Source organism: Paraburkholderia nemoris (assembly GCF_905221015.1).
In the GTDB taxonomy this organism is placed as follows: Bacteria; Pseudomonadota; Gammaproteobacteria; order Burkholderiales; family Burkholderiaceae; genus Paraburkholderia; species Paraburkholderia nemoris.
Window position 1 is genome coordinate 18,179 of record NZ_CAJNBO010000023.1, and the last position, 19,663, is coordinate 37,841.

At 63.4% G+C, this 19,663-nt stretch carries 15 protein-coding genes; 7 read left to right on the forward strand and 8 right to left on the reverse strand.

The annotated features are described in order from the left end of the window. Positions 1 to 95: 95 nt before the first annotated feature. A complete protein-coding gene (locus KHO33_RS29785) occupies positions 96 to 1,007 on the forward strand; it encodes a LysR family transcriptional regulator (RefSeq protein WP_054043524.1) in 912 nt (303 codons plus the stop codon). Between the two features lie 19 nt (positions 1,008 to 1,026). Here the strand turns inward: KHO33_RS29785 and KHO33_RS29790 are convergent, their stop codons facing one another. The 5 genes from KHO33_RS29790 to KHO33_RS29810 are packed head-to-tail and all read right to left on the reverse strand — an operon-like array spanning position 1,027 to position 6,415. After that, positions 1,027 to 2,628 (reverse strand): rhodanese-related sulfurtransferase, encoded by a 1,602-nt coding sequence (locus tag KHO33_RS29790; protein ID WP_200566491.1) that lies wholly within the window; start codon positions 2,626 to 2,628, stop codon positions 1,027 to 1,029. After that, positions 2,625 to 3,233, reverse strand: coding sequence for a cysteine dioxygenase family protein (locus tag KHO33_RS29795; RefSeq protein ID WP_200566492.1), 609 nt, complete (start codon positions 3,231 to 3,233; stop codon positions 2,625 to 2,627). The genes KHO33_RS29790 and KHO33_RS29795 overlap by 4 nt, the downstream gene beginning before the upstream one ends. Before the next feature lie 33 nt (positions 3,234 to 3,266). Beyond that, on the reverse strand, positions 3,267 to 4,340 hold the full coding sequence (locus KHO33_RS29800) for an ABC transporter substrate-binding protein (RefSeq protein ID WP_128576918.1): 1,074 nt from the start codon (positions 4,338 to 4,340) through the stop codon (positions 3,267 to 3,269). A gap of 12 nt (positions 4,341 to 4,352) precedes the next feature. Further along, positions 4,353 to 5,324, reverse strand: a complete 972-nt coding sequence (locus KHO33_RS29805) for a class II aldolase/adducin family protein (RefSeq protein WP_234480691.1) — start codon at positions 5,322 to 5,324, stop codon at positions 4,353 to 4,355. 11 nt (positions 5,325 to 5,335) lie between these two features. Further along, on the reverse strand, positions 5,336 to 6,415 hold the full coding sequence (locus tag KHO33_RS29810) for an LLM class flavin-dependent oxidoreductase (RefSeq protein ID WP_200566493.1): 1,080 nt from the start codon (positions 6,413 to 6,415) through the stop codon (positions 5,336 to 5,338). 1,164 nt (positions 6,416 to 7,579) lie between these two features. Between KHO33_RS29810 and KHO33_RS29815 the strand changes: the two genes are divergently transcribed. Beyond that, complete coding sequence (locus KHO33_RS29815) at positions 7,580 to 8,575, forward strand: LLM class flavin-dependent oxidoreductase (protein ID WP_054040607.1); 996 nt, start codon at positions 7,580 to 7,582, stop codon at positions 8,573 to 8,575. 268 nt (positions 8,576 to 8,843) lie between these two features. Here the strand turns inward: KHO33_RS29815 and KHO33_RS29820 are convergent, their stop codons facing one another. Then, positions 8,844 to 10,007: an alpha/beta fold hydrolase gene (locus KHO33_RS29820; RefSeq protein WP_054040542.1), complete on the reverse strand. Its 1,164-nt coding sequence runs from the start codon at positions 10,005 to 10,007 to the stop codon at positions 8,844 to 8,846. 586 nt (positions 10,008 to 10,593) lie between these two features. On the opposite strand from KHO33_RS29820, the gene glgC reads away from it, so the two are divergent. The 5 genes from glgC (at position 10,594) to KHO33_RS29845 (ending at position 16,675) form a co-directional block, all read left to right on the forward strand. Beyond that, positions 10,594 to 11,859: a glucose-1-phosphate adenylyltransferase gene (glgC, locus tag KHO33_RS29825; RefSeq protein WP_054040543.1), complete on the forward strand. Its 1,266-nt coding sequence runs from the start codon at positions 10,594 to 10,596 to the stop codon at positions 11,857 to 11,859. Between the two features lie 118 nt (positions 11,860 to 11,977). Then, a complete protein-coding gene (gene glgA, locus KHO33_RS29830) occupies positions 11,978 to 13,438 on the forward strand; it encodes a glycogen synthase GlgA (protein WP_200566494.1) in 1,461 nt (486 codons plus the stop codon). A gap of 216 nt (positions 13,439 to 13,654) precedes the next feature. Then, entirely contained in the window at positions 13,655 to 14,521 is an 867-nt protein-coding gene (gene pdxY / locus KHO33_RS29835) for a pyridoxal kinase PdxY (protein ID WP_054040545.1), read from the forward strand. Between the two features lie 88 nt (positions 14,522 to 14,609). Continuing rightward, positions 14,610 to 15,071: a hypothetical protein gene (locus KHO33_RS29840; protein WP_054040547.1), complete on the forward strand. Its 462-nt coding sequence runs from the start codon at positions 14,610 to 14,612 to the stop codon at positions 15,069 to 15,071. A gap of 452 nt (positions 15,072 to 15,523) precedes the next feature. Then, the gene (locus tag KHO33_RS29845; RefSeq protein ID WP_054040549.1) at positions 15,524 to 16,675 is read left to right on the forward strand and encodes a branched-chain amino acid ABC transporter substrate-binding protein; all 1,152 of its coding nucleotides are present in this window, start codon (positions 15,524 to 15,526) and stop codon (positions 16,673 to 16,675) included. Positions 16,676 to 16,776: 101 nt separating this feature from the next. Here the strand turns inward: KHO33_RS29845 and KHO33_RS29850 are convergent, their stop codons facing one another. Both KHO33_RS29850 and KHO33_RS29855 read right to left on the reverse strand, forming a co-directional pair. Beyond that, positions 16,777 to 18,684 (reverse strand): DUF3857 domain-containing transglutaminase family protein, encoded by a 1,908-nt coding sequence (locus KHO33_RS29850; RefSeq protein ID WP_054040610.1) that lies wholly within the window; start codon positions 18,682 to 18,684, stop codon positions 16,777 to 16,779. Beyond that, positions 18,681 to 19,580, reverse strand: a complete 900-nt coding sequence (locus tag KHO33_RS29855; protein WP_054040551.1) for a helix-turn-helix transcriptional regulator — start codon at positions 19,578 to 19,580, stop codon at positions 18,681 to 18,683. The genes KHO33_RS29850 and KHO33_RS29855 overlap by 4 nt, the downstream gene beginning before the upstream one ends. Positions 19,581 to 19,663 lie beyond the last annotated feature (83 nt).

The following is a 19,663-nucleotide window of genomic DNA, read 5'->3' on the forward strand; positions in this document are numbered from 1 at the left end:
TCTTGCCCGGCGAGGCGTGCGCGCACATCGATACAGGTATCATCGAACGCACGAATCTTGCGCCTCGTGGCGCACTCATCAAGTCACCGCTCATCATGAAGATCGACGAAATCGACGCCTACGTCACCGTCATTCGCTGTCAGTCATTGCAACAGGCAGCGCTCTCACTCGGCCTCACGCAACCGGCGATCACGCGCCGCCTGCAGAATTTCGAAGAGGCGCTCGGCGTCGAATTGCTCGACCGTAATACACGTCCGCTCAAGGCGACGGCAACGGGCCGCATCGTCTACGAACAATGCCGCGTGATCCAGCGCGAACTCGATGTGCTGCGCGAGATCGTCGCCACCGACACGCCGCCGGTGGGCACGCTGCGCCTCGGCGTCGCGCAGACCATTGCCGATATCGCGCTGACCGATGCGATGCGCGGCCTCAAGTCGGCCTATCCGGACCTGCAGGCGCGTGCGTCGACCGGTTGGGGCAGCCAGCTTCTGCAACGTGTCGAACAGGGCGAACTCGACGCCGCCGCGATGCTGCTGCCCAGCAACAAGACCTTCGACGAGATCTTGTCGGCGCGCTCGCTTGGCCGCATCAAACTGGCGGTGGTCGCGCAGAAAGGCATGTTGAAAAAACGCACGCACACGCTGGCGGAATGCCAGTCGATCGGGTGGGTGTTGAATCCGGATGGATGCGGCTTTCGCGATGGCCTGCAACGCACGCTGACGGGTCTCGGGCTCGCGCTCAAGCTCAATCTGGAAACGCTCGGCACCGAACTGCAATTGCAACTGGTCGCCGACGGCAACGGTCTCGGCCTCGTTCCTTTACCGCTGCTGCACGCCAGCGCTCACGCGGACGCACTCGACATCGTGTCGATCAGCGACTTCAAACCGCTCATCGATATCTGGCTCGTGCATCCGCGCGTGCTGGGTAAATTGCAACAGCCGGTCGAGCGCTTCGGCGCGGCGATCGAGCAGCAATTCAAGGAGGCGCGAGCGCAGCGCGCGGCTTGAGCCACGCGCCGCTTGCTCATCAGATCACGCGAAAACCGTGCGTACCGTCGCGCCCAAGCTGAGCGACGAGGCCGTACTCCCACTCCAGATACGCGTTCATCGCTTCGCGCGCGTTATCGGTTCCCTCATACGGACGACGATAGCGATCGATGCGCGGCGACGCCAGCCGCGTCTCACCGCTCTCCACGGCGAAGCCCGCTTCGACCCACGCATTCGTGCCGCCGGCCAGCACCTGCACCGGCTTGCCCGTCAGCGCCGCCAACTCAGGTGCGGCAAAGCGCGCAAGCAGACTGCTGCCGCAGGTCACCACATAACGCTGCGCATCCGGCAGCTTGCGTAACGCTTCGTCGAGTTGGCCACGAATCGCGAACCATGCGCCGGGAATATGGCGCTTCGCATAGTTCGCGCTGGTCGTGAAATCCAGCACGACAGTGCCCGGCGATTGCAGCAACGTCACCAGTCCGGCCGGTGTGATCTCTTCGGCAACGGGCGGCGTGGGCGCAAAGCGCGCAGCGGGCGCGGCGCCCTTTTCGCTGAAGTCCGCGTTGCCCAAGCCGTCCACCACATACACCTCGACGTTCATCTGCGCGAGCCACGACGCGCTCATGTTCGCGCGCACGCCGTCGTTGTCGGCGAGGATCACGCGCGCGCCGCGCACCGGCGCGAACATATCGGTCTCCTGCACGAGTTGACCGCCCGGCGCATTGCGAAAACCGGGCACGTGGCCCGCTTCGTATTCTTCCGGCGTACGCACGTCGAAACGATAAACGGTGCGCACCGCTTCATCGGCCCAGCGACGCGCTTCGTCGCGCGAAGTGCGGCCTACCTTGGCGCGATCCGCTACCCCGCGCGCAGAATCGGCGGCGGCGAGGCGAAGCGTGTCGTCGGCAATCGGCTCGAAGCGCCGCGAGCTGCCGTGCGCGAGCGCCTGACCAGCAAGCGTCCAGCCGATGGTGCCATTACGCAGCGCCGCGACCGGATTCGGCACGCCCGCATTGATCAATGATTGCGCACCGATGATGCTGCGCGTGCGCCCCGCGCAATTGACGATGATCCGCGTGGCGGGATTCGGCGCGAGCTGCCGCGCACGCAACACCAGTTCCGCGCCCGGCACGCTGATGCTGCCGGGAATATTCATAGTCTGGTATTCGTCGAAACGGCGTGCGTCGAGCACCACCACATCGGCTTCATGATCGAGCAACGCCAGCACCTGCGGCGCGCCGAGGGACGGCGTATGGCGCTCGCTTTCGACCAGTTCGCCGAATGCCTTGCTCGGCACGTTGACGTCCTGGAACAGCTCGCCGCCCGCCTCGCGCCAGCCTTGCAAACCGCCATCGAGCAGCGCGACATTCGTATAGCCCAGCTCGCTCAAGCGGCGTGCGGCGCGTTCAGCAAGCCCTTCGCCATCGTCGAATACGACGATCGGCACGTCGCGGCGCGGCAAGCGCACCGGCGCTTCCAGTTCGAGCCGCGAGAGCGGCAGGTTGGCCGCGAACAGCGGATGACTGCGTGCGTGCGGATCCTCCTCACGCACGTCGACGAGCGCGATTTCCTCGCGCTCGAGCAGTGCGCGGCGCACGTCTTTGAATGATCGGATACGGAATTCTGTAGCGAAACTCATGAGATCAGGGACTCCTTCGAAACATTCCAGATATTCGGCAACACATCGTTCGAGTAGCCGGAGATAAAGGTTTTTCGGCCTCCGCCGGCCGGATAGACGGAACGCGTCACCGCGCCAATATTTCCACCGTACACGTGAATGCTGATCGACGTACGATCGTCAAAAGCATTACTCACACGATGGATATCGCCGATGCGTGGCGAGACGGCATCCACCGCGCCGGCATCGAGGCGCTTTGCCGCCCCCTCTTCTTCCAGCGCGCCGTTTGGCGTGATGCGATACCCCTGAGCAATTTCCGCACCACGCAACACACCGATCAAACCCCATACGGTGTGGTCATGAACCGGCGTCGACTGGCCCGGTCCCCATACAAAACTTACGATTGAAAAACGCTGCTGCGAATCCGCGTGCAACAGGAATTGTTGATAGCGCTCGGGGTCGGGCTGCGCGAAGGCGTCGGGCAACCAGTCGTCGTGGGCGATCAGCTCGCGCAGCGCGGCGCCGCCCGCTTCGAGCAGATGCGCTTCGGGCGCGCGTTCGTCGACGAGCGACGCAATCCGTCCGACGAACGCGCGCAACCGGTCCGGTCTCAAAGCTTGAGTCATCGAATGTTCAGAATGTGGGTTGACTTGAATTTGTCACGCACCGCGGGCGAGCGCGGCGTTGAAGGTGTCGGTCCATAACGGTGCGACGTCGACATGCCGGTCGATGACCGCGGCACGCGCAAACGTATCGGCAACCTGCTGCTCGCTGGCGATGTCCGCCGCCGTGACGCCGGTCACGCGACGCGCCTGGCTCTGGTTGCGATACAAGGAACGGATCGCCTCCTCGGGCACCCGCAACTCCGTGGACAACACCTTCGCGTAGGCGTCCTGATGCTGGCCGAACCACGTGCAGGCGCGTTGCAGCCGCACCAGCAGATCCGCGGACGCGGCCCGCCGTTGCGGATCGGCAAGTACCGACGGATGACCGTAGTACAGGTAATTGCCGGACAAATAGCCGTTGGCGTTTTTCAGCACACGCGCACCCGTTTGAGAGATCGCAAGCGGCACGTTGTAGCCGTAGATCGCCCAGGCATCGAGCGAACCGGCGTTGAAAGCGGCAAAACCGTCTCGCGGCGCTAGCGAAGTGGCCTGAATATCGCTGAACGACAGCCCCGCCTCTTCGAGCATACGCAGCAGGTAGTAATGCGTCGTAGTGGCGCGCAGATAGCCGACGCGTTTGCCCTTCAGATCGGCGATCGAGCGGATCGTCGAGCCCTTCGGGACCAGCACCACCTGATTGTTAACGTCGTCCTTGTAGACGGCGATCACGCGCACCTGAGCGTTCTGCAGCCGCGCGAAGATCGGTGGGATTTCGCTGCCGGAGGCGATATCGAGCGAGCCGCCGTTCATCGCCTCGACCATCGCGTTGCCGGACTGGAATTCGGACCAGTCGATGGTGTAGGGCGTATCCGCGAGGCCTGCGGTTTTCAGCAGCGTAGCGTCGCCGCCTTTGTAGGTTGCAACACGCAAACGGACTTTGCTGAGGTCGACAGACGGATCGGTTTTCTCGCTTGCTGCCGACGTGGCTGCTGCGGCTGAAGTCGAAATCAAGCCTGTGCCTGCTGCGCTGAGTAGCGTGGCTGACAGCGAGGCTGACAGCGCAACCGGCAGCGCGGACACGAGCCGGCGGCGCCGGAGCGAAACCGGCGAATCGAAACGTTGGGTCATCTTATGGGGTGCTCAGGTAAGGACGTCAGGCTCGGCTTCGACCAGCCCTTCCAGCAGGCTCTGGAACGCAAACAGCGCACCACCCGGGCGGCCGACCTGCTCGTGCGTGAGCGTGGCGACGTCGTGCGGGATGGCTTGCGGCGTGCCCGCGGCTTCGGCGAGCAATTGCGCATGGCAGGCGTTATCGAGCGCGACATACCACCAGGCCGCCGCCTCGACGCTCGGACCCGCTGTGAGGATGCCGTGATTCTTCAGGATCACCGCCTTGCGTTCGCCCAGCGCCGCGGCGATGCGCGCACCTTCATCGGTATCGAGCACCACGCCGCGAAAGTCGTCGAACAAGGCGTGGTCCTGATAGAACGCGCACGAGTCCTGCGTCAACGGATCGAGCGTGCGGCCGAGCGTCGACCATGCCTTGCCGTAGAGCGAATGCGTGTGTGCAGCGGCGATTACATCCGGACGCGCCTCGTGAATCGCCGCGTGAATCGCGAAGGCCGCCTGATTCACCGGCCCCTCGCCGATCACGATCTCCCCTTCTGCATTCACCAGCAGCAGGTCCGATACGCGGATGCGGCTGAAGTGCTTGCCGAACGGATTGACCCAGAAGTGATCGGGCCACTCCGGATCGCGCGCGGTGATATGGCCGGCGAGACCCTGATCGAAACCGTAGCGGGCGAATAGACGAAACGCCACCGCGAGCCGTTCCTGCCGATAGCGCCGTTCGGCCGCGATGCTGGCGCGCGGCGGGACGTCGTCGAACCAGAATTTGCGCAGCGGTGTGTGACGCTGGAGTGGCGGTATATCTGCGGTGGTTTGCAGCGTGGGGGCGCTTTGCGGCTCCGGGGTGCCTTGCGGCGCGTGGGCACCTTGTGGCGCTGCGATGTCTTGCAACGCGCGGGTACTTTGCGGCGCCGGCGTGTCTTGCAGTGCGCCGGTACTTTGCGACTCCGGGGTGTTTTGCAACGCGGCGGACAGATCGGTCATCGTGACTCCGTTCAGGCGGCCACGCGCTCGACGCGCGCGATCCGTTCGCGAGTGGCCGGAATCAGTTCACGGCCGTAGTCGATGGCGTCTTCGAGCGGATCGAAGCCGCGCACGAGGAAGGTCGACACGCCGAGCGCGTAATACTCCGCGAGCGTTTCGGCGACCTGTTCCGGCGTGCCGACCAGCGCGGTCGAATTCGAGCGGCCGCCGATTTCCTTGGCGACGCCGGTCCACAGACGTTCATCGACGCGATCCGACTCACCCGATGCCGCGAGCAGCCGCCGCGCGCCTTCACTTTGCGCCGGGCCGCCGACGCCGAGTCCTTGCGCCGCGCGCAGCCGCCGGGTTTCTTCGAGGATATGCTCCGCGCGTTCCCACGCGGCTGCTTCAGTAGCCGCGAGGATAGGCCGGAACGACACGGAAAAGCGCACGTTACGGCCGTGTTTAGCGGCTTCGGCACGCACGCGGGTGACCTGTTCGCGCACTTGCGCCTTCGATTCGCCCCACAGCGCGTAAACGTCCGCATGACGTCCGGCGATTTCGAGCGCGGGCGCCGACGCGCCGCCGAAATACACGGGGATATGCGGTTGCTGCACCGGCTTCACTTCGGAGAAACCTTGTTCGAAACGATAGTACTTACCGTTGTGATCGAAGGGTTTCGCTTCGGTCCAGATGCGACGCAGGATGTGCAGGTATTCGTCGGTGCGGGCGTAGCGTTCGTCATGCGACAGGTAATCGCCGTCGCGGCGTTGTTCGGCGTCATCGCCACCGGAGATGATGTGGACGGCGAGACGGCCGCCGGAATAGTGATCGAGGGTGGCCAGTTGACGCGCGGCGAGCGTGGGCGAGACGAAGCCCGGGCGATGGGCGAGCATGAAATGCACTTTGCTCGTGACGCTGGCCGCGTGGGCGACGGTGAGGAGCGCATCGGGGCTCGTCGAATGATGCGGCACAAGGATGCGGTCGAAGCCTGCGGCTTCGTGAGCGCGGGCGAATTGCTCCACGTAGTCGATGTCGATGGTGGGCCCTTGCGGGGCGTGGGTCTCGGACACCTTGCGGGTCTGGATCATGCCGATGAATTCGATGGACACGGTGGTGTCTCCCAAGGGTGGTTTTTTGCCCGGCGGGGCGGTGGCTTTCTTGAATGGGTGTGGTGCTCTGTTCGAGGGGATTAAGGTAGCAGCGCTACATGCGGTTGTTAAATATTGATCGGACATATCTATATCGGAATTGCATGTAAAAGCGGGGTTGGCTGCGCCGGGTTTATTCTGGTGTGTGCCTGCGGAGGTGGGCTTCTCTTGATTTTGTTGTTTGCGCGGCGCTTTTTGGCCGTGTTCCTGGGGCTTTGGCCTTTCCTTGTTTTGTTAGTGGTCTATTGGCGTTGCCCCTGTGCGGGGCGGCACCTACTTCTCTTTGCCGGCTGCAAAGAGAAGTAGGCAAGAGAAAGCAGCTCAAACCGCTAATGCTATGTGGGCACCGTAGTCTGCTGCGGGTAGTGGTGCGACTGGAATCCGTGTTCTCTCACATTCGGCGTTAGTGACAAAGGACTCATCAGCTCCCACTCCGCACTGCGTGCGTCGCGGACGGGTATGCAGGGGAAACCATGGGCTTCGGTTTTGGTTTGTGGGGCCGTCGGCTTCGCCTCGGCGACGTGCCTCTGCACTCTCCCGGGAAACCCGCCTCAAACGATATGTCGGTGTACTGCAATCACTGTCCCGGTCACGTCACAGTCGCGGCTGCGGCTGCGGCTGCCGTAGGCGGTTCCAGTTGCCGCTCCAATTACAATCGCGGCGGCGGTGCACTGACGAGCCACGGTCGGTGGCGAGACGTGAGCGCCAAAATGTAGCGATCGGTTTTATGAACGGCTCTTCGGCGCGCGCAGCGCCGCCGGAAGTATGACGCCCTTGTCACAAGCCCAAACAGCGGCACGAACACAGATTCCAGTCGCACCACTACCCGGTGCAGACCACGGTGCCCACTTAGCAGGGGCTTCTAGCCGCTTTCTTTTGCCTACTTTTCTTTGCGGCGGCAAAGAAAAGTAGGTGCCCCCCGCACAGGGGGAACGCTAATAGACCACTAACAATGCAAGGAAAGGCCAAAGCCCCAAGAACACTGACAATCAAGCGCCGCAAAAGGCAAAAACCATTAACCCCCTCCCACGAACGTGGACATCCCTGGCCGTTCAGCAGAAAACCAAAACCTTTGCCACAATGCCCCATCGCGCGAAAGCGCCCGAAACATCAAATGAACAGAAAATGATCCCCTTCTCGGTCCTCGACCTATCGCCAGTCATCGCCGGCGCCACCCCCGCGGACGCGTTCAAAAACACTTTGGACCTCGCCCAGCACGCGGAAAACTGGAACTACCGCCGCTTCTGGCTCGCAGAACACCACAACATGACCGGCATCGCCAGCGCAGCCACCGCTGTCGTGATCGGCCACGTCGCCGGTGGGACGAAGAAAATTCGCGTCGGCTCCGGCGGCGTCATGCTGCCCAACCACGCACCGCTCGTCATCGCGGAACAGTTCGGTACCCTCGCCTCGCTCTATCCGGATCGAATCGACCTCGGCCTCGGCCGCGCACCCGGTACCGATCAAAGCACCGCCCGCGCGCTGCGCCGCGATCTGCAAAATAGCGCGGAGTCGTTCCCCGACGACGTCGTCGAGTTGCAACGCTATTTCGCCGACCCCGTGCCGGGTCAGCGGATTCGCGCAGTCCCCGGCGCAGGCCTTCATGTGCCGCTGTGGCTGCTCGGCTCATCGCTGTACAGCGCGCAACTGGCGGCCGCGCTCGGTCTGCCGTTCGCGTTTGCGTCGCACTTCGCGCCCGATCATATGTTCACCGCGCTAAAGGTCTATCGCGAGCAATTCCGTCCGTCGGCGACGCTCGATAAGCCGTACGCCATGGTCGGCGTCAATCTGTTCGCCGCCGATACCAACGAGGAAGCGCGACGTCTCTTCACCTCGCTGCAACAGCAGTTCGTCAACCTGCGGCGCGGCACGCCCGGTCAGTTGCAGCCGCCGGTCGAGCGGATCGAAGCGTCGGAGATGGAGTTGAACGGCGTCGCGCATTCGCTCGCTTGCTCCGTCATCGGCAATAGCGATACGGTTCGCGAAGGACTGCGGTCGATCATCGATCAGACCGGTGCGGATGAATTGATGCTGACCGCGCAAATCTACGATCACAAGGCACGGCTGCGCTCGTTCGAGATCGGCGCGCAAGTGCGTGACGAGTTAGGTGCCGGTAAGTAACAACGCAGGCAAGTAACAAAAAAGGGCGGCGTGTATCAGCACAGGCCACCCTTCTTTTTTCGTCGATTGGCTGGCTGCCCTGAGTACACGAGCATCAGGTTGCCCAGCCGCAATGCTCACCTCGCCCAGTCAGCGCCGCGCGAATTCAAACTCAGCTCCGAACTTCAAATCAAGCTCATACGTTGAGCTCTGACCTCGGCTAAAGCGCTTCAACTCAATCTCAAGCCATAGCTCCGGCTTGGGCCCAAGCTCAAACGCGCGCGGTAACTCACCGATTAGCCGGCACCGCCGCCAACCCATCGAGCAGCGCCTTATGAAACGCCTGTGGGTCCTGCATCTGCGGCGCGTGCCCCAAGTCGGCGAATTCGACGAGCGTCGCGTGCGGAATCGCCTTCGCGGCGGCCTTGCCCAGTTCGGGGTAGTGGCCGATCTTTGCGCGCACGTCAGGCGGCGCCGCATCCTTGCCGATCGCGGTCGTGTCCTTCTGGCCGATCAACAGCAGCGTCGGCATGCTCAGATGGCCCAACTCGTACACCACCGGCTGCGTGCAAATCATGTCGTACAGCAACGCGGAATTCCACGCCACGATCTGTTTGCCGGGGCCACGGTACATCCCCGCCAACATCTGTACCCACGGCTCATAGTCGGCGCGCCACTGGCCGGCGTAATAGGTCGCCTGCTCGTAACGACGAATGCTGTCCGCCGTCGTCTTCAGTTCGCGCTCATACCATTGGTCGACCGATAGCGACGGCACACCCTTCGCCTTCCAGTCCTCGAGGCCAATCGGATTGACCAGCACCAGTTGCTGCGTTTCATGCGGATACATCAGCGCATAGCGGATCGCGAGCATGCCGCCTGTCGAATGGCCGATCACGGTCGCGTCGGTCACGCCGAGCGATTCGAGCAGCGCATGCGTATTGCGCGCCAGTTGCTGAAAGCTGTACTGATAGTGCTCGGGCTTGCTTGATTTACAAAAACCGATCTGATCCGGCGCGATCACCCTGTAGCCGGCGTCGCTCAGACGATGAATGGTCGCGTCCCATGTCGCCGCGCAAAAGTTCTTGCCGTGCAGCAATACGGCCGTGCGGCCGTTCGCGTGCTCCGGCTTGATATCCATGTACGCCATGTGCAGCGCCACGCCTTGCGAGGTGAAGTCGTATTGCTCGACCGGTGCCGGATAGTTGAAGCCCTGCAGCTCGGGGCCGTACGCCGGACCGCTGTTGTCGACGGCCACAGCCGGAGCGGCGCTGGTGGCCGCGGAACCGGGCTGGGCGTGAGAACCACCTGAGCCGGCCGAGCCACCCAAATGCCCCGAACTGGCCGCACTACCCGCAACAGCCCCACTAGCCGGCGTAGCGGAGAAAGCACCAGGTGCAGCGGCTAGCACGCAGGCGCTCAAGATGGCGAACAAAGACTGGCGGCGAAAATTCATCGATCGTTTTCTTGCAAAGGGAAATCGGCGGGAAGCAGGCAGGCTCAGGGCGCTGGAAAGCAACGCCCACACCCCGTTCAAAGCGGACGATTCTACGACGCGCCGCCGGACTCTGCTGCCGCGCGGGCACACTCATGGCGGCGCCGGCCGGTGTGGCACGCATATTGCGGCGAGTCGCCTTACGCCCTATGTGTCGTGGCGCACGGATGCGTCCCGCGCAAGGGTTGATCGTTTGCAATGCGGCCGCGCGAGTTGCATCCGCACAATTCAGACTATTCGCCGGCGGCAATTCGGTGCTAGAACTAGCAGACGGGCCCGCGAAGACGAAAGCCGCCTGGCAGCACGAATCAATAACGCAGAGCGAGATAACAAGACCACCCGGGGCATACCAATCAGCAACTATCTTGCAAGGGACCGGAGTAAGCGCTGTGAGGCTGGAGTAAGTGCCAGGCATGGGATCGGAGTTCGCGCCATGGGGCAGGAATAAGCGCTAAAGCGCTACCTCCTGCGGACATGCGAATTCTGGTCGACAGCCAAAGCGCTCACGCCTGCACACACGCCAAGCCGGTCAAAAAAGGAGACAGACATGGAAACTCCGGCACGGCTGGCCGATCTGCAACGCACCACCCTCGCCATCGTCCTCGCGGGCGGACGGGGCACGCGGCTCGGGCCGCTCACGAACAAGCGCGTCAAACCAGCGGTGCACTTCGGCGGCAAATACCGGATCATCGACTTCGCGCTCTCCAATTGCCTGAACTCCGGCATCCGCCGCATCGCGGTGGTCACGCAATACAAGGCGCACTCGTTATTGCGCCACCTGCAGCGCGGCTGGGGCTTCCTGCGCGGCGAATTCGGCGAATTCATCGATCTCTGGCCGGCGCAGCAGCGGGTGGAAGGCGCCCACTGGTACCGCGGCACGGCGGATGCCGTGTTCCAGAATCTCGACATCATCCGCTCGATCCGGCCGAAGTACGTGGTGGTGCTGGCGGGCGATCACATCTACAAGATGGATTACACGCGCATGATTGCGGATCATGCGGAAAGCGGCGCCGATTGCACGGTCGGCTGCATCGAGGTGCCGCGCATGGAAGCGGTGGCCTTCGGCGTGATGCATGTGGATGAAAACCGCCGCGTGACCGGCTTCGTCGAAAAACCAGCCGATCCGCCCGCCATGCCGGGTCGCCCGGATTCGGCGCTCGCCAGCATGGGCATCTACGTGTTCAGCGCCGATTACCTGTATTCGCTGCTCGAAGAGAACATCTCGAGCGTCGACACCGACCACGACTTCGGCAAGGACATCCTGCCGCGCGTGGTCACGCAAGGCACGGCAATCGCGCATCCGTTCAGCATGTCGTGCGTGTCGTCGGACCCGAGCGTGGAGCCGTACTGGCGCGACGTCGGCACGATCGACGCCTACTGGGCAGCAAACCTCGATCTCGCCTCCACCATCCCGACGCTCGACCTGTACGATCGCAACTGGCCAATCTGGACGTATCAGGAACAGTTGCCGCCCGCCAAGTTCGTACGCGATCTGAAAGGTCTGCAAGGCACCGGCAACAACCTGATCGTGTGCGGCGGCTGCGTGATCTCGGGTTCGCAGATTTCGCGTTCGGTGTTGTCGTCGAACGTCAAAGTGAGTTCGTTCTGTAATATCAATGAGGCAGTCTTGTTGCCGCAGGTCACCGTCGGCGCGAGCTGCCGGCTGCAGAAAGTGGTGATTGACCGCGGCTGCACCATTCCGGACGGCACGGTGATCGGTGAAGATCCGGCGGCCGACGCCGAACGCTTCTATCGCACCGACGACGGCGTCGTGCTGGTCACGCCCGACGCACTGCGGCAGAAGGGGACGTAATCGTCGCCGGGGCGGCAAAAAGAACGGGCTGGCAAAGAGCCGGCCGCCCGTCTTGCCGCCCGCGCAAACTGCCGCGGACCCGCCGCAAACCCGCACTAACAGGAACGAGACCGAGCCTATGACGATTCGCGCCCTGCACGTCGCAAGCGAGCTGTATCCCCTCCTCAAAACGGGCGGTCTCGCCGACGTCGCGGGCGCGTTGCCGCCCGCGCTGATCGAGCGCGGCGCCGACGTGCGGGTGCTGCTGCCCGGCTTTCCGGCGGTGGTCGCCGGCTTGGCGGACTTGCGGCCGGTGGCGCAGTTGGGCCGCCGCTTCGACTCGCCGGGCGTCACGCTCGAACAGGGCACGCTGCCGTCGAACGGCCTGATCGTCTACGTGATCCGCGCCGGCTCGCTGTACGACCGGCCCGGCAACCCCTATCTGAACGACGAACACGTACCGTACGGCGACAACGCGCAACGTTTCGCCCTGCTCGGCTGGGTGGCGGCCCAACTGGCGCAGCATCTCGACCCGGCATGGGCGCCGCAGATCGTCCACGCGCACGACTGGCACGCCGGACTCGCGCCCGCCTATCTGAAGGCGGCTGAACGACAGCACGGCCGCTCGTTCGCGCGCAGCGTCTTCACGGTGCACAACCTCGCGTATCAGGGCGTTTTTCCGGCGCATCAGTTCGGCCAGCTCGCGCTGCCGGAAGACTTCTTCAATATGCGCGGCGTCGAATTCTATGGGCAGTTGTCGTTTCTCAAGGCCGGCCTCTATTACAGCGACCGCATCACCACCGTCAGCCCGACCTACGCCCGCGAAATCCAGACCCTGGCCCAAGGCGGCGGGCTCGACGGCTTGTTGCGCCATCGCTCGCACGATCTGAGCGGCATACTGAACGGCGTCGACTACTCGGTGTGGAATCCCGCCACCGACGCGCTGCTCGAAGATCACTACACGGACACCCGTCTGGCCGGCAAACTGGCCTGCAAGGAGGCGCTGCAAAAGCGCTTCGGCCTCGCGCAGAAAAGCGATGCATTGCTGTTCGGCGTGGTGAGCCGGCTGACCGAACAGAAAGGGCTTGACCTGCTGCTCGAGGCGGTGCCGGAAATTGTCAAACGCGGCGGCCAGCTGGTGGTGTTCGGCACCGGCGACCCGGCGCTCGAAAACGGTTTGAAACACGCCGCGCATGCGCATCCGGAATCGGTGGCGGTCGAACTGGGTTTTGACGAAACACTCGCGCATACGATCGTAGCGGGCAGCGACGTGATCGCCGTGCCGTCGCGCTTCGAGCCTTGCGGGCTCACGCAGCTGTATGCGCTGGCTTATGGGTCGCTGCCGCTCGTGCATTGCGTCGGCGGCCTCGCGGACACCGTTGTGGACGCGTCGCTCGAAAATCTCGCCGAGGACCTCGCTACAGGCTTCGTATTCGAACGATTCGAGCCGAAGGGCATTGCGGCGGCGATCCGCCGCGCGTTTGCGCTCTACGACCGCCGCACCGAATGGAAAGCCACGCAACGCCGCGCGATGCATCAGGATTTCGGCTGGGGCGCTTCGGCCGAGCGTTATCTGGCCTTGTATCGCGAACTATCCTGATGGTTCGACGCAACAACACGGGGACGGATCGACTCGCGCGTGACAAACTCATGTATTGTTTCCTGACTATGCAGATCGCGCATTTTTCTTGCACCATCTGAAACACAGTCACGAAATACAGTCACGCCGCTTCAGGCGCCCGGTCAAAGCCGGTTCGTTACCGCGGCCATCCTTCCGTTCTCATTGATCGCGCACCAAGCTGGCGCGGGCCACACCATGACGAAAAACGTTCTGAGCATCCAGTCACATGTCGTCTTCGGGCACGCCGGCAATAGCGCGGCCGAATTCCCGATGCGGCGGCTCGGCGTCAATGTCTGGCCGCTCAATACCGTGCAGTTCTCGAACCACACGCAATACGGTCATTGGACCGGCGGTGCGATCGAGGCCTCGCAGATGGAAGAGCTCGTCGAAGGGATCGGTGCGATCGGCATGCTGCCGCGCTGCGACGCCGTGCTGTCCGGCTATCTGGGCACGCCCGAGCAGGCGCAAGCGGTGCTGGAGATCGTCAAGGCCGTGAAGGCCGCCAATCCGCGCGCCTGGTACTTCTGCGATCCGGTGATGGGCGCCGCGAGCGGCTGCAAGGTCGAACCGGGCATCCAGGAATTTCTCGTGCGCACCATGCCTGAAGTAGCCGATGCGATGGCGCCGAACCACACTGAGTTGCAGCGCCTCGTGGGCCGCGAGATCGAGACGCTCGAAGAAGCCGTGACCGCGTGCCGCGAGGTCATCGCCCGCGGGCCGAAGCTCATGCTGGTCAAACACCTGCTCGATCGCAACAGTCCTGCCGACCGTTTCAACATGCTGGTCGTCACCGAGCGCGAGGCCTGGATGGGCCAGCGTCCGCTCTACCCGTTCGCGCGGCAGCCGGTGGGCGTCGGCGATCTGACGAGCGCGGTGTTCGTCGCGCGCACGCTGCTGGGCGATTCGATCCGCTCGGCCTTCGAGCACACGCTGGCCGCCGTGAACGGCGTCGTGAAAACGACATGGCAGGCCGGGCGCTACGAGCTGGAACTGGTGGCGGCGCAAAACGAAATCGCGCAACCGCGTGAATGGTTCGACGCGTGGGTGGCGGAAACGGCTTAGGTCCTATAATGCGTGCCGAGCAGGCGTGGGCCGGCAGCCACCCGCGCCGCAATTTTCAGGCATCTAGCATTCAGCACACGAGGCATCGATGGACGGTTATATCCGCAGCGAGCGGGAAGAATTTTTTGAGCAGTTGTGCATCAGTGTCGACGCGGACGAAGCACACGAACAGGAAGCAATCGAGTACTTCGAGAACCAGTTCGACCAGGCCGACTTCGATCCCGCACAGTGGCTCGACATCGCGCTGTTCTATTCGCCGGCGGTGGCGCGCGGCATCGTCGAAATGGTGACAGCCGACGACAAGGCGCGCAGCAACATCGCCGAAATCATCGCCGACAACCTCGACATCTCGTACGGCGAGGACGAGTGCCAGCAGTTCGCCGAGACCATCGAATTCGCGCTGAACAACGGCGTGCCGGTGGACATCGACCTAGTGCTCGACGGCTGCCAGCGCGCCATCGACGATCTCGACACCTGGGCCGACGACGAAACCAAGGCGCCCCTCCTGCGTCTGCGTGAAGAGTTGCTGCGCCAGCAAGGCGAGCAGTGAGGACGTAGTTTCAGACCGGCGCGCTCGCGCCGGTTTCTCGAGCATCATCCGCAAGCCGTAACCAACCAGCATCCCCCGTTTACCCGCCCGCGCATCGGCCCGTGCTTCTTAAGCATATGCCGCAATCCGCACCCGCACAACGCCGCTGACAGGCCGCCAGCCCAAGCGCTGTGCGGGCTATGCCGAAATGCTCATTCAAAGCGCCGCGAACTGCCAAGACTGTCGCAAATTGGCTTTCTATATTCGCGCCAGATTGACCGGCATGTGAACGCCATTGCGCGCGCCACCCAAGGGTTCTTCCTACCGGGCGTATTCCAGCATTGTTAATGGTGACCGATCGTCCGTACTCTTGATGACGCGCGCCATGTGAAGTCGAACCCATGCTTGCGCGTCGATCCAGCGTTACCGCCTTACCGTTTTCACACCTGAAACTGTCGATGGAGAGAAAGACCATGAGTCTTCGCAACACGCTGAAACCGCTTGCACTGTTCGTTGGCGCTGCCTTCGCGATCGCGCCGCTGGCCAGTTTCGCCGACGACCTGCCGGTGAAGATCGGCTTCGCCGCGCCGCTGACAGGCGCCAACGCGGGCTACGGGAAGGATCTGGAGAACGGTGTCCGGCTTGCCATCGAGGAAGCCAACGCCCAGAAGATCAAGATCGGCGACAAGGTCGCGCAATTCCAGCTCGTCTCCGAAGATGACCAGGCCGACCCGCGCATCGGCGTGCAGGCCGCGCAGAAGCTCGTCGACGCGGGGGTCTCGGTAGTCGTGGGCCACTTCAATTCGGGCACGACGATTCCTGCCTCCCAGGTGTACGAGCAGGCCGGCATTCCGGTGATCGACCCGGCCGCCACCAACCCGATCATTACCGGGCGCGGCTTCGCGAACACCTTCATGGTGATTTCCACCGATGCACAGAACGCCGGCAACGCGGGCGTCTACGCCGTCGAGGTGACGAAGGCCAAACGCATTGCGATCATCGACGACCGCACCGCGTTCGGCCAGGGCGAGGCCGACGAGTTCGAGAAGGCGGTGAAAGCGCACGGCGGCACCATCGTGACGCGCGAATACACCGACAATCACGCGGTGGACTTCAGCACGCAGATCACCAAGATCAAGGCGACCAATGCCGATCTGATTTTCTTCGGCGGCCTGGATACGCAGGCGGCGGGCTTCGCGAAGCGGATGAAGCAACTGGGGATGAACGCACAGCTAGTGGGCGGCGGCGGCGTGATGGATCAGGACTTCATCAAGCTCGCCGGCGACTCGTCCGAAGGTGCGATGGCCTGGGAATACGGCAGACCGTTGGCCCAGTTGCCGGGCGGCAAAGACTTCTCCGCGAAGTTCAAGAAGCGCTTTGGGGTGGATATCCTGTCGTACGCACCGTTTGGGTATGACGGAGCATGGGCCGCGATCAAGGCGATGCAGCAGGCAAAATCCAGCTCGCCGGCGGTCTACCGGCCGGTGCTCAAGGCACTCGATTACGACGGCGTGACCGGCAAGATTTCGTTCGATAGCACCGGGGCATTGAAAAGCGGCGCTTCCACGCTGTATCAGGTCAAGAGTGGGGCCTGGGTGCCTATCGTGACGAAGAGCGGAAGTTAAGCCAAGCGTCTCTTTTTGCCCGTGACGGCGTTGTTGTTCATGCGGCAGTGGCGGTAGTTCTTTACCGCCGCTGCCGTGAGCACTGCCGATGCCGTACCTGGCTACCTGATGGCCTTCAATACCACCTCGGCGTCGAGATCCCGTTCGATCCGGATCAGATCATCCTTCACGCCGGCAAAGTCATCGGCAGAGCACATCTGATGGCCGAACGCGGCGCGCAGGTGTCGCCTGACCTGCAAGACCCGCGCGGCAGGATCGAACACGTAGCGAGAAGAAAACTCGAGGAAACGATCCTTCACCGTGGCGTCCGGCGGCACATCCGTCACGTGGGCGAAGCTCGGCAATGTCATTGCCAGCGTTTCATCGAATTCCCCGCCGATGCACGCCCAGGGCTGCGTCCTCGAAGGCTCTGCCAGCCACGCCTGGACCTGCCCGGCCATTCCGCCGGATAAGCTCGTCAGGGCCGGCACTGCGGTCGTCCCATCGGTCCAGACAAAATGTGGCACCCGTCCCTGCATCGAGGTGGAAAAAGGTCCATCGGTCGAGGTCAGATCGCCCGTGCGCAACTGCGCCGTGCCATGCAAACCCGTCAGCAATAGACGGTTCGCCGCAATCTGTTGCGTGCGCTGCCGCGTTGCCCGTCGAAACATATTGCGTTCGAGCTCGGCGGTATAGCCGGCATCTTCCACGCGATAGGCGTAGTTCGCCGCCCCGCTCTCATCGACGTCGATCTGCAGGCGCGCCGTGCGCTCGCGCAACTGGGTAGCCGGCGTGCGCGCCAGCACGCCCCCGTCGACCAGCAACACGGGCCGGTCCATCACGCTCGGCGGCAAATAACCAAAACTCATGCCGCCTGCCGTGGTGTCGGCATATAGCGATAGATCAGGAATCCAGACAATTGCATGATTGATCGCGCTCTCTCCGTAGCCGGGCACCGCCGGCAAACTGTAGTACGGCCCGAGATTGAGCAGCACAGCTTCGCTGCGGATGCCGACCGCGGCGAGAAGCGCGCTGTACAACGCAACGTGGTCCTTGCAGTCGCCATAGCGGTTGTGCAGGATGTCGATCGCCTTATGCGGGATCGCCGCCGTCTCGCCGAGAAACAGCGCCACGTAGCGAATATTCAGGCGCATCCAGTCATACAGGATCTGCGCTTTCGCACGCGGGTCGCTCGCTTCCGCTGTCAGGCTCCGCGCGAGTTGAACGATGGCCGGGTCGCTCATCGTCGCGTCGGCCGCAGGGCCGCGATAACGCGCGGCGAAATTCGCGAAGTCCGGCACAGTCGACACCATCAGCCGGTCGCCCCAATTCGCATAGCCCACCGCGCCCGCTTCGAGCGGCGCATACGGGCCGTGCTGGTAATCGAACTCGTAGCGGGTACGGCCGTTTGCGGTGACCGGCGGCAGCGCGACGTAGCCGCGCGCATCGGCGTAAAGCGGCACGTCGGCGGGCAGGTCGAAGATCAGACGCTGCATCTCGACAGGCTCGCGCGTCGGTTCGACCAGGTACGCGAACGTGCCGGCTTGCAGGGGCTTCGTGCGCGTCTTGCGAAACGCCAGATGCACGCGCGAACCGGGCTCGACGCCCGGGAAGATCACCGTGCGCAACACGCCGTCTTCGAAACTCGGTGCGCCCGCTGAGCGCGGTTCCTGCACGTCACGGATCGCTTCAGGCCCGACCGGATGCGCGACGCCGTTCGGGTCGATCGTTTCCGTGGCCAACAGTTGCACCCGCTCGATGTCCTTGTTGAACCACACATAGCGTTGCGCGATATCGTCGACGCCGCTCGTCGTGTTGGCCCGCAGGACCGTGTCGTCATGTTCTTCGACGGAGCCGTCTTTCTGGATTACGAAGAGGTGGACGTCGCGCTCCGTCGTCGAGGGGGAGAGGTCATCGTTTAGGGTGCTGGAGGTGCTCGAAGAAACACTCACCTCAGCCTGCGCGACAGTTGCACACGCAACCAGCGCCAACGCGGCGATCAACTCCACGAACACGAACCACCGCGTCATGCGCGACGCGCCCTGCCCCGCGCGCGCCACGCACGCGGACTCGACGCAAACTCCGCACGAAACGCGTGATTGAAATTCGACAGGTCGTTGAAGCCGCAATCGAGCGCAATATCGACGACCTTCGCGCTGTCGTCGTGAAGGCGCAGCGCCGCCGCTCGCAAGCGCGCGCGCAGCACATATTGATGCGGCGTCACGCCGGTCACACGCCGGAACGTGCGCAGGAAGTAGAACTCACTCAGACCCGCCGCGGTAGCGAGGCTCGTCAGCGTATGCGCGGCGCCTGGCGTGTCGTCGATCAGGCGCACCGTCTGCGCCACACGCGACCAGGCTGCGGCGCTTGCGGGCGCTTCCGCATGCTTCAATGCACCCGCCGCCTTGAGCGTCGAGACGGCCACTTCGACTGCTAGTTCGTCCCACACCGCGCCGCCCGTATCCAGCGCGCCGGCACAGGCGCGCGCGATCAACGGCGACAACGCGGGCAGCGACGGAATACGCGCGCGCCTGAACTTGAGATCACCGCTTGCGATGCCCGCATCCGCGGCAAGCCGCTCGAAGTACGCCGGCGCATAGCGGAAGGCAATGCAGCGATCACCGGGCGCATGCCGATGGCCGCATTCAAAGCAGTCACCCGTATTGCCGAGCAACAGCGCGCCGGGGGTCAGCAACGCGCGTCCCGTCGCGGTCCGGTAGCCGAACGAACCGGCCACCACCATCGCGATGCACACGCCCGCGTGCCGCTCCTCGAACGGTTGGTCGTGTGGGCCGAAGGTGCAGAGGATGTCCGCGACATCCCAGCTCGCGCCCTGGGCCAGCGGACGCGCGTTCGTGCTGCCACGCGTGCCTTCGCGCGCGCGCTGTTCGAGCGCCTGCTGCAAAGTAACGGCAATTTTCCCCAAGATGCACCTCGGCTGAGTCCGTATCGTCGTTTTAGCACATCGGCGACCGGCGCGGTTCAGCCTGTTACGGCGATGACGCTTTC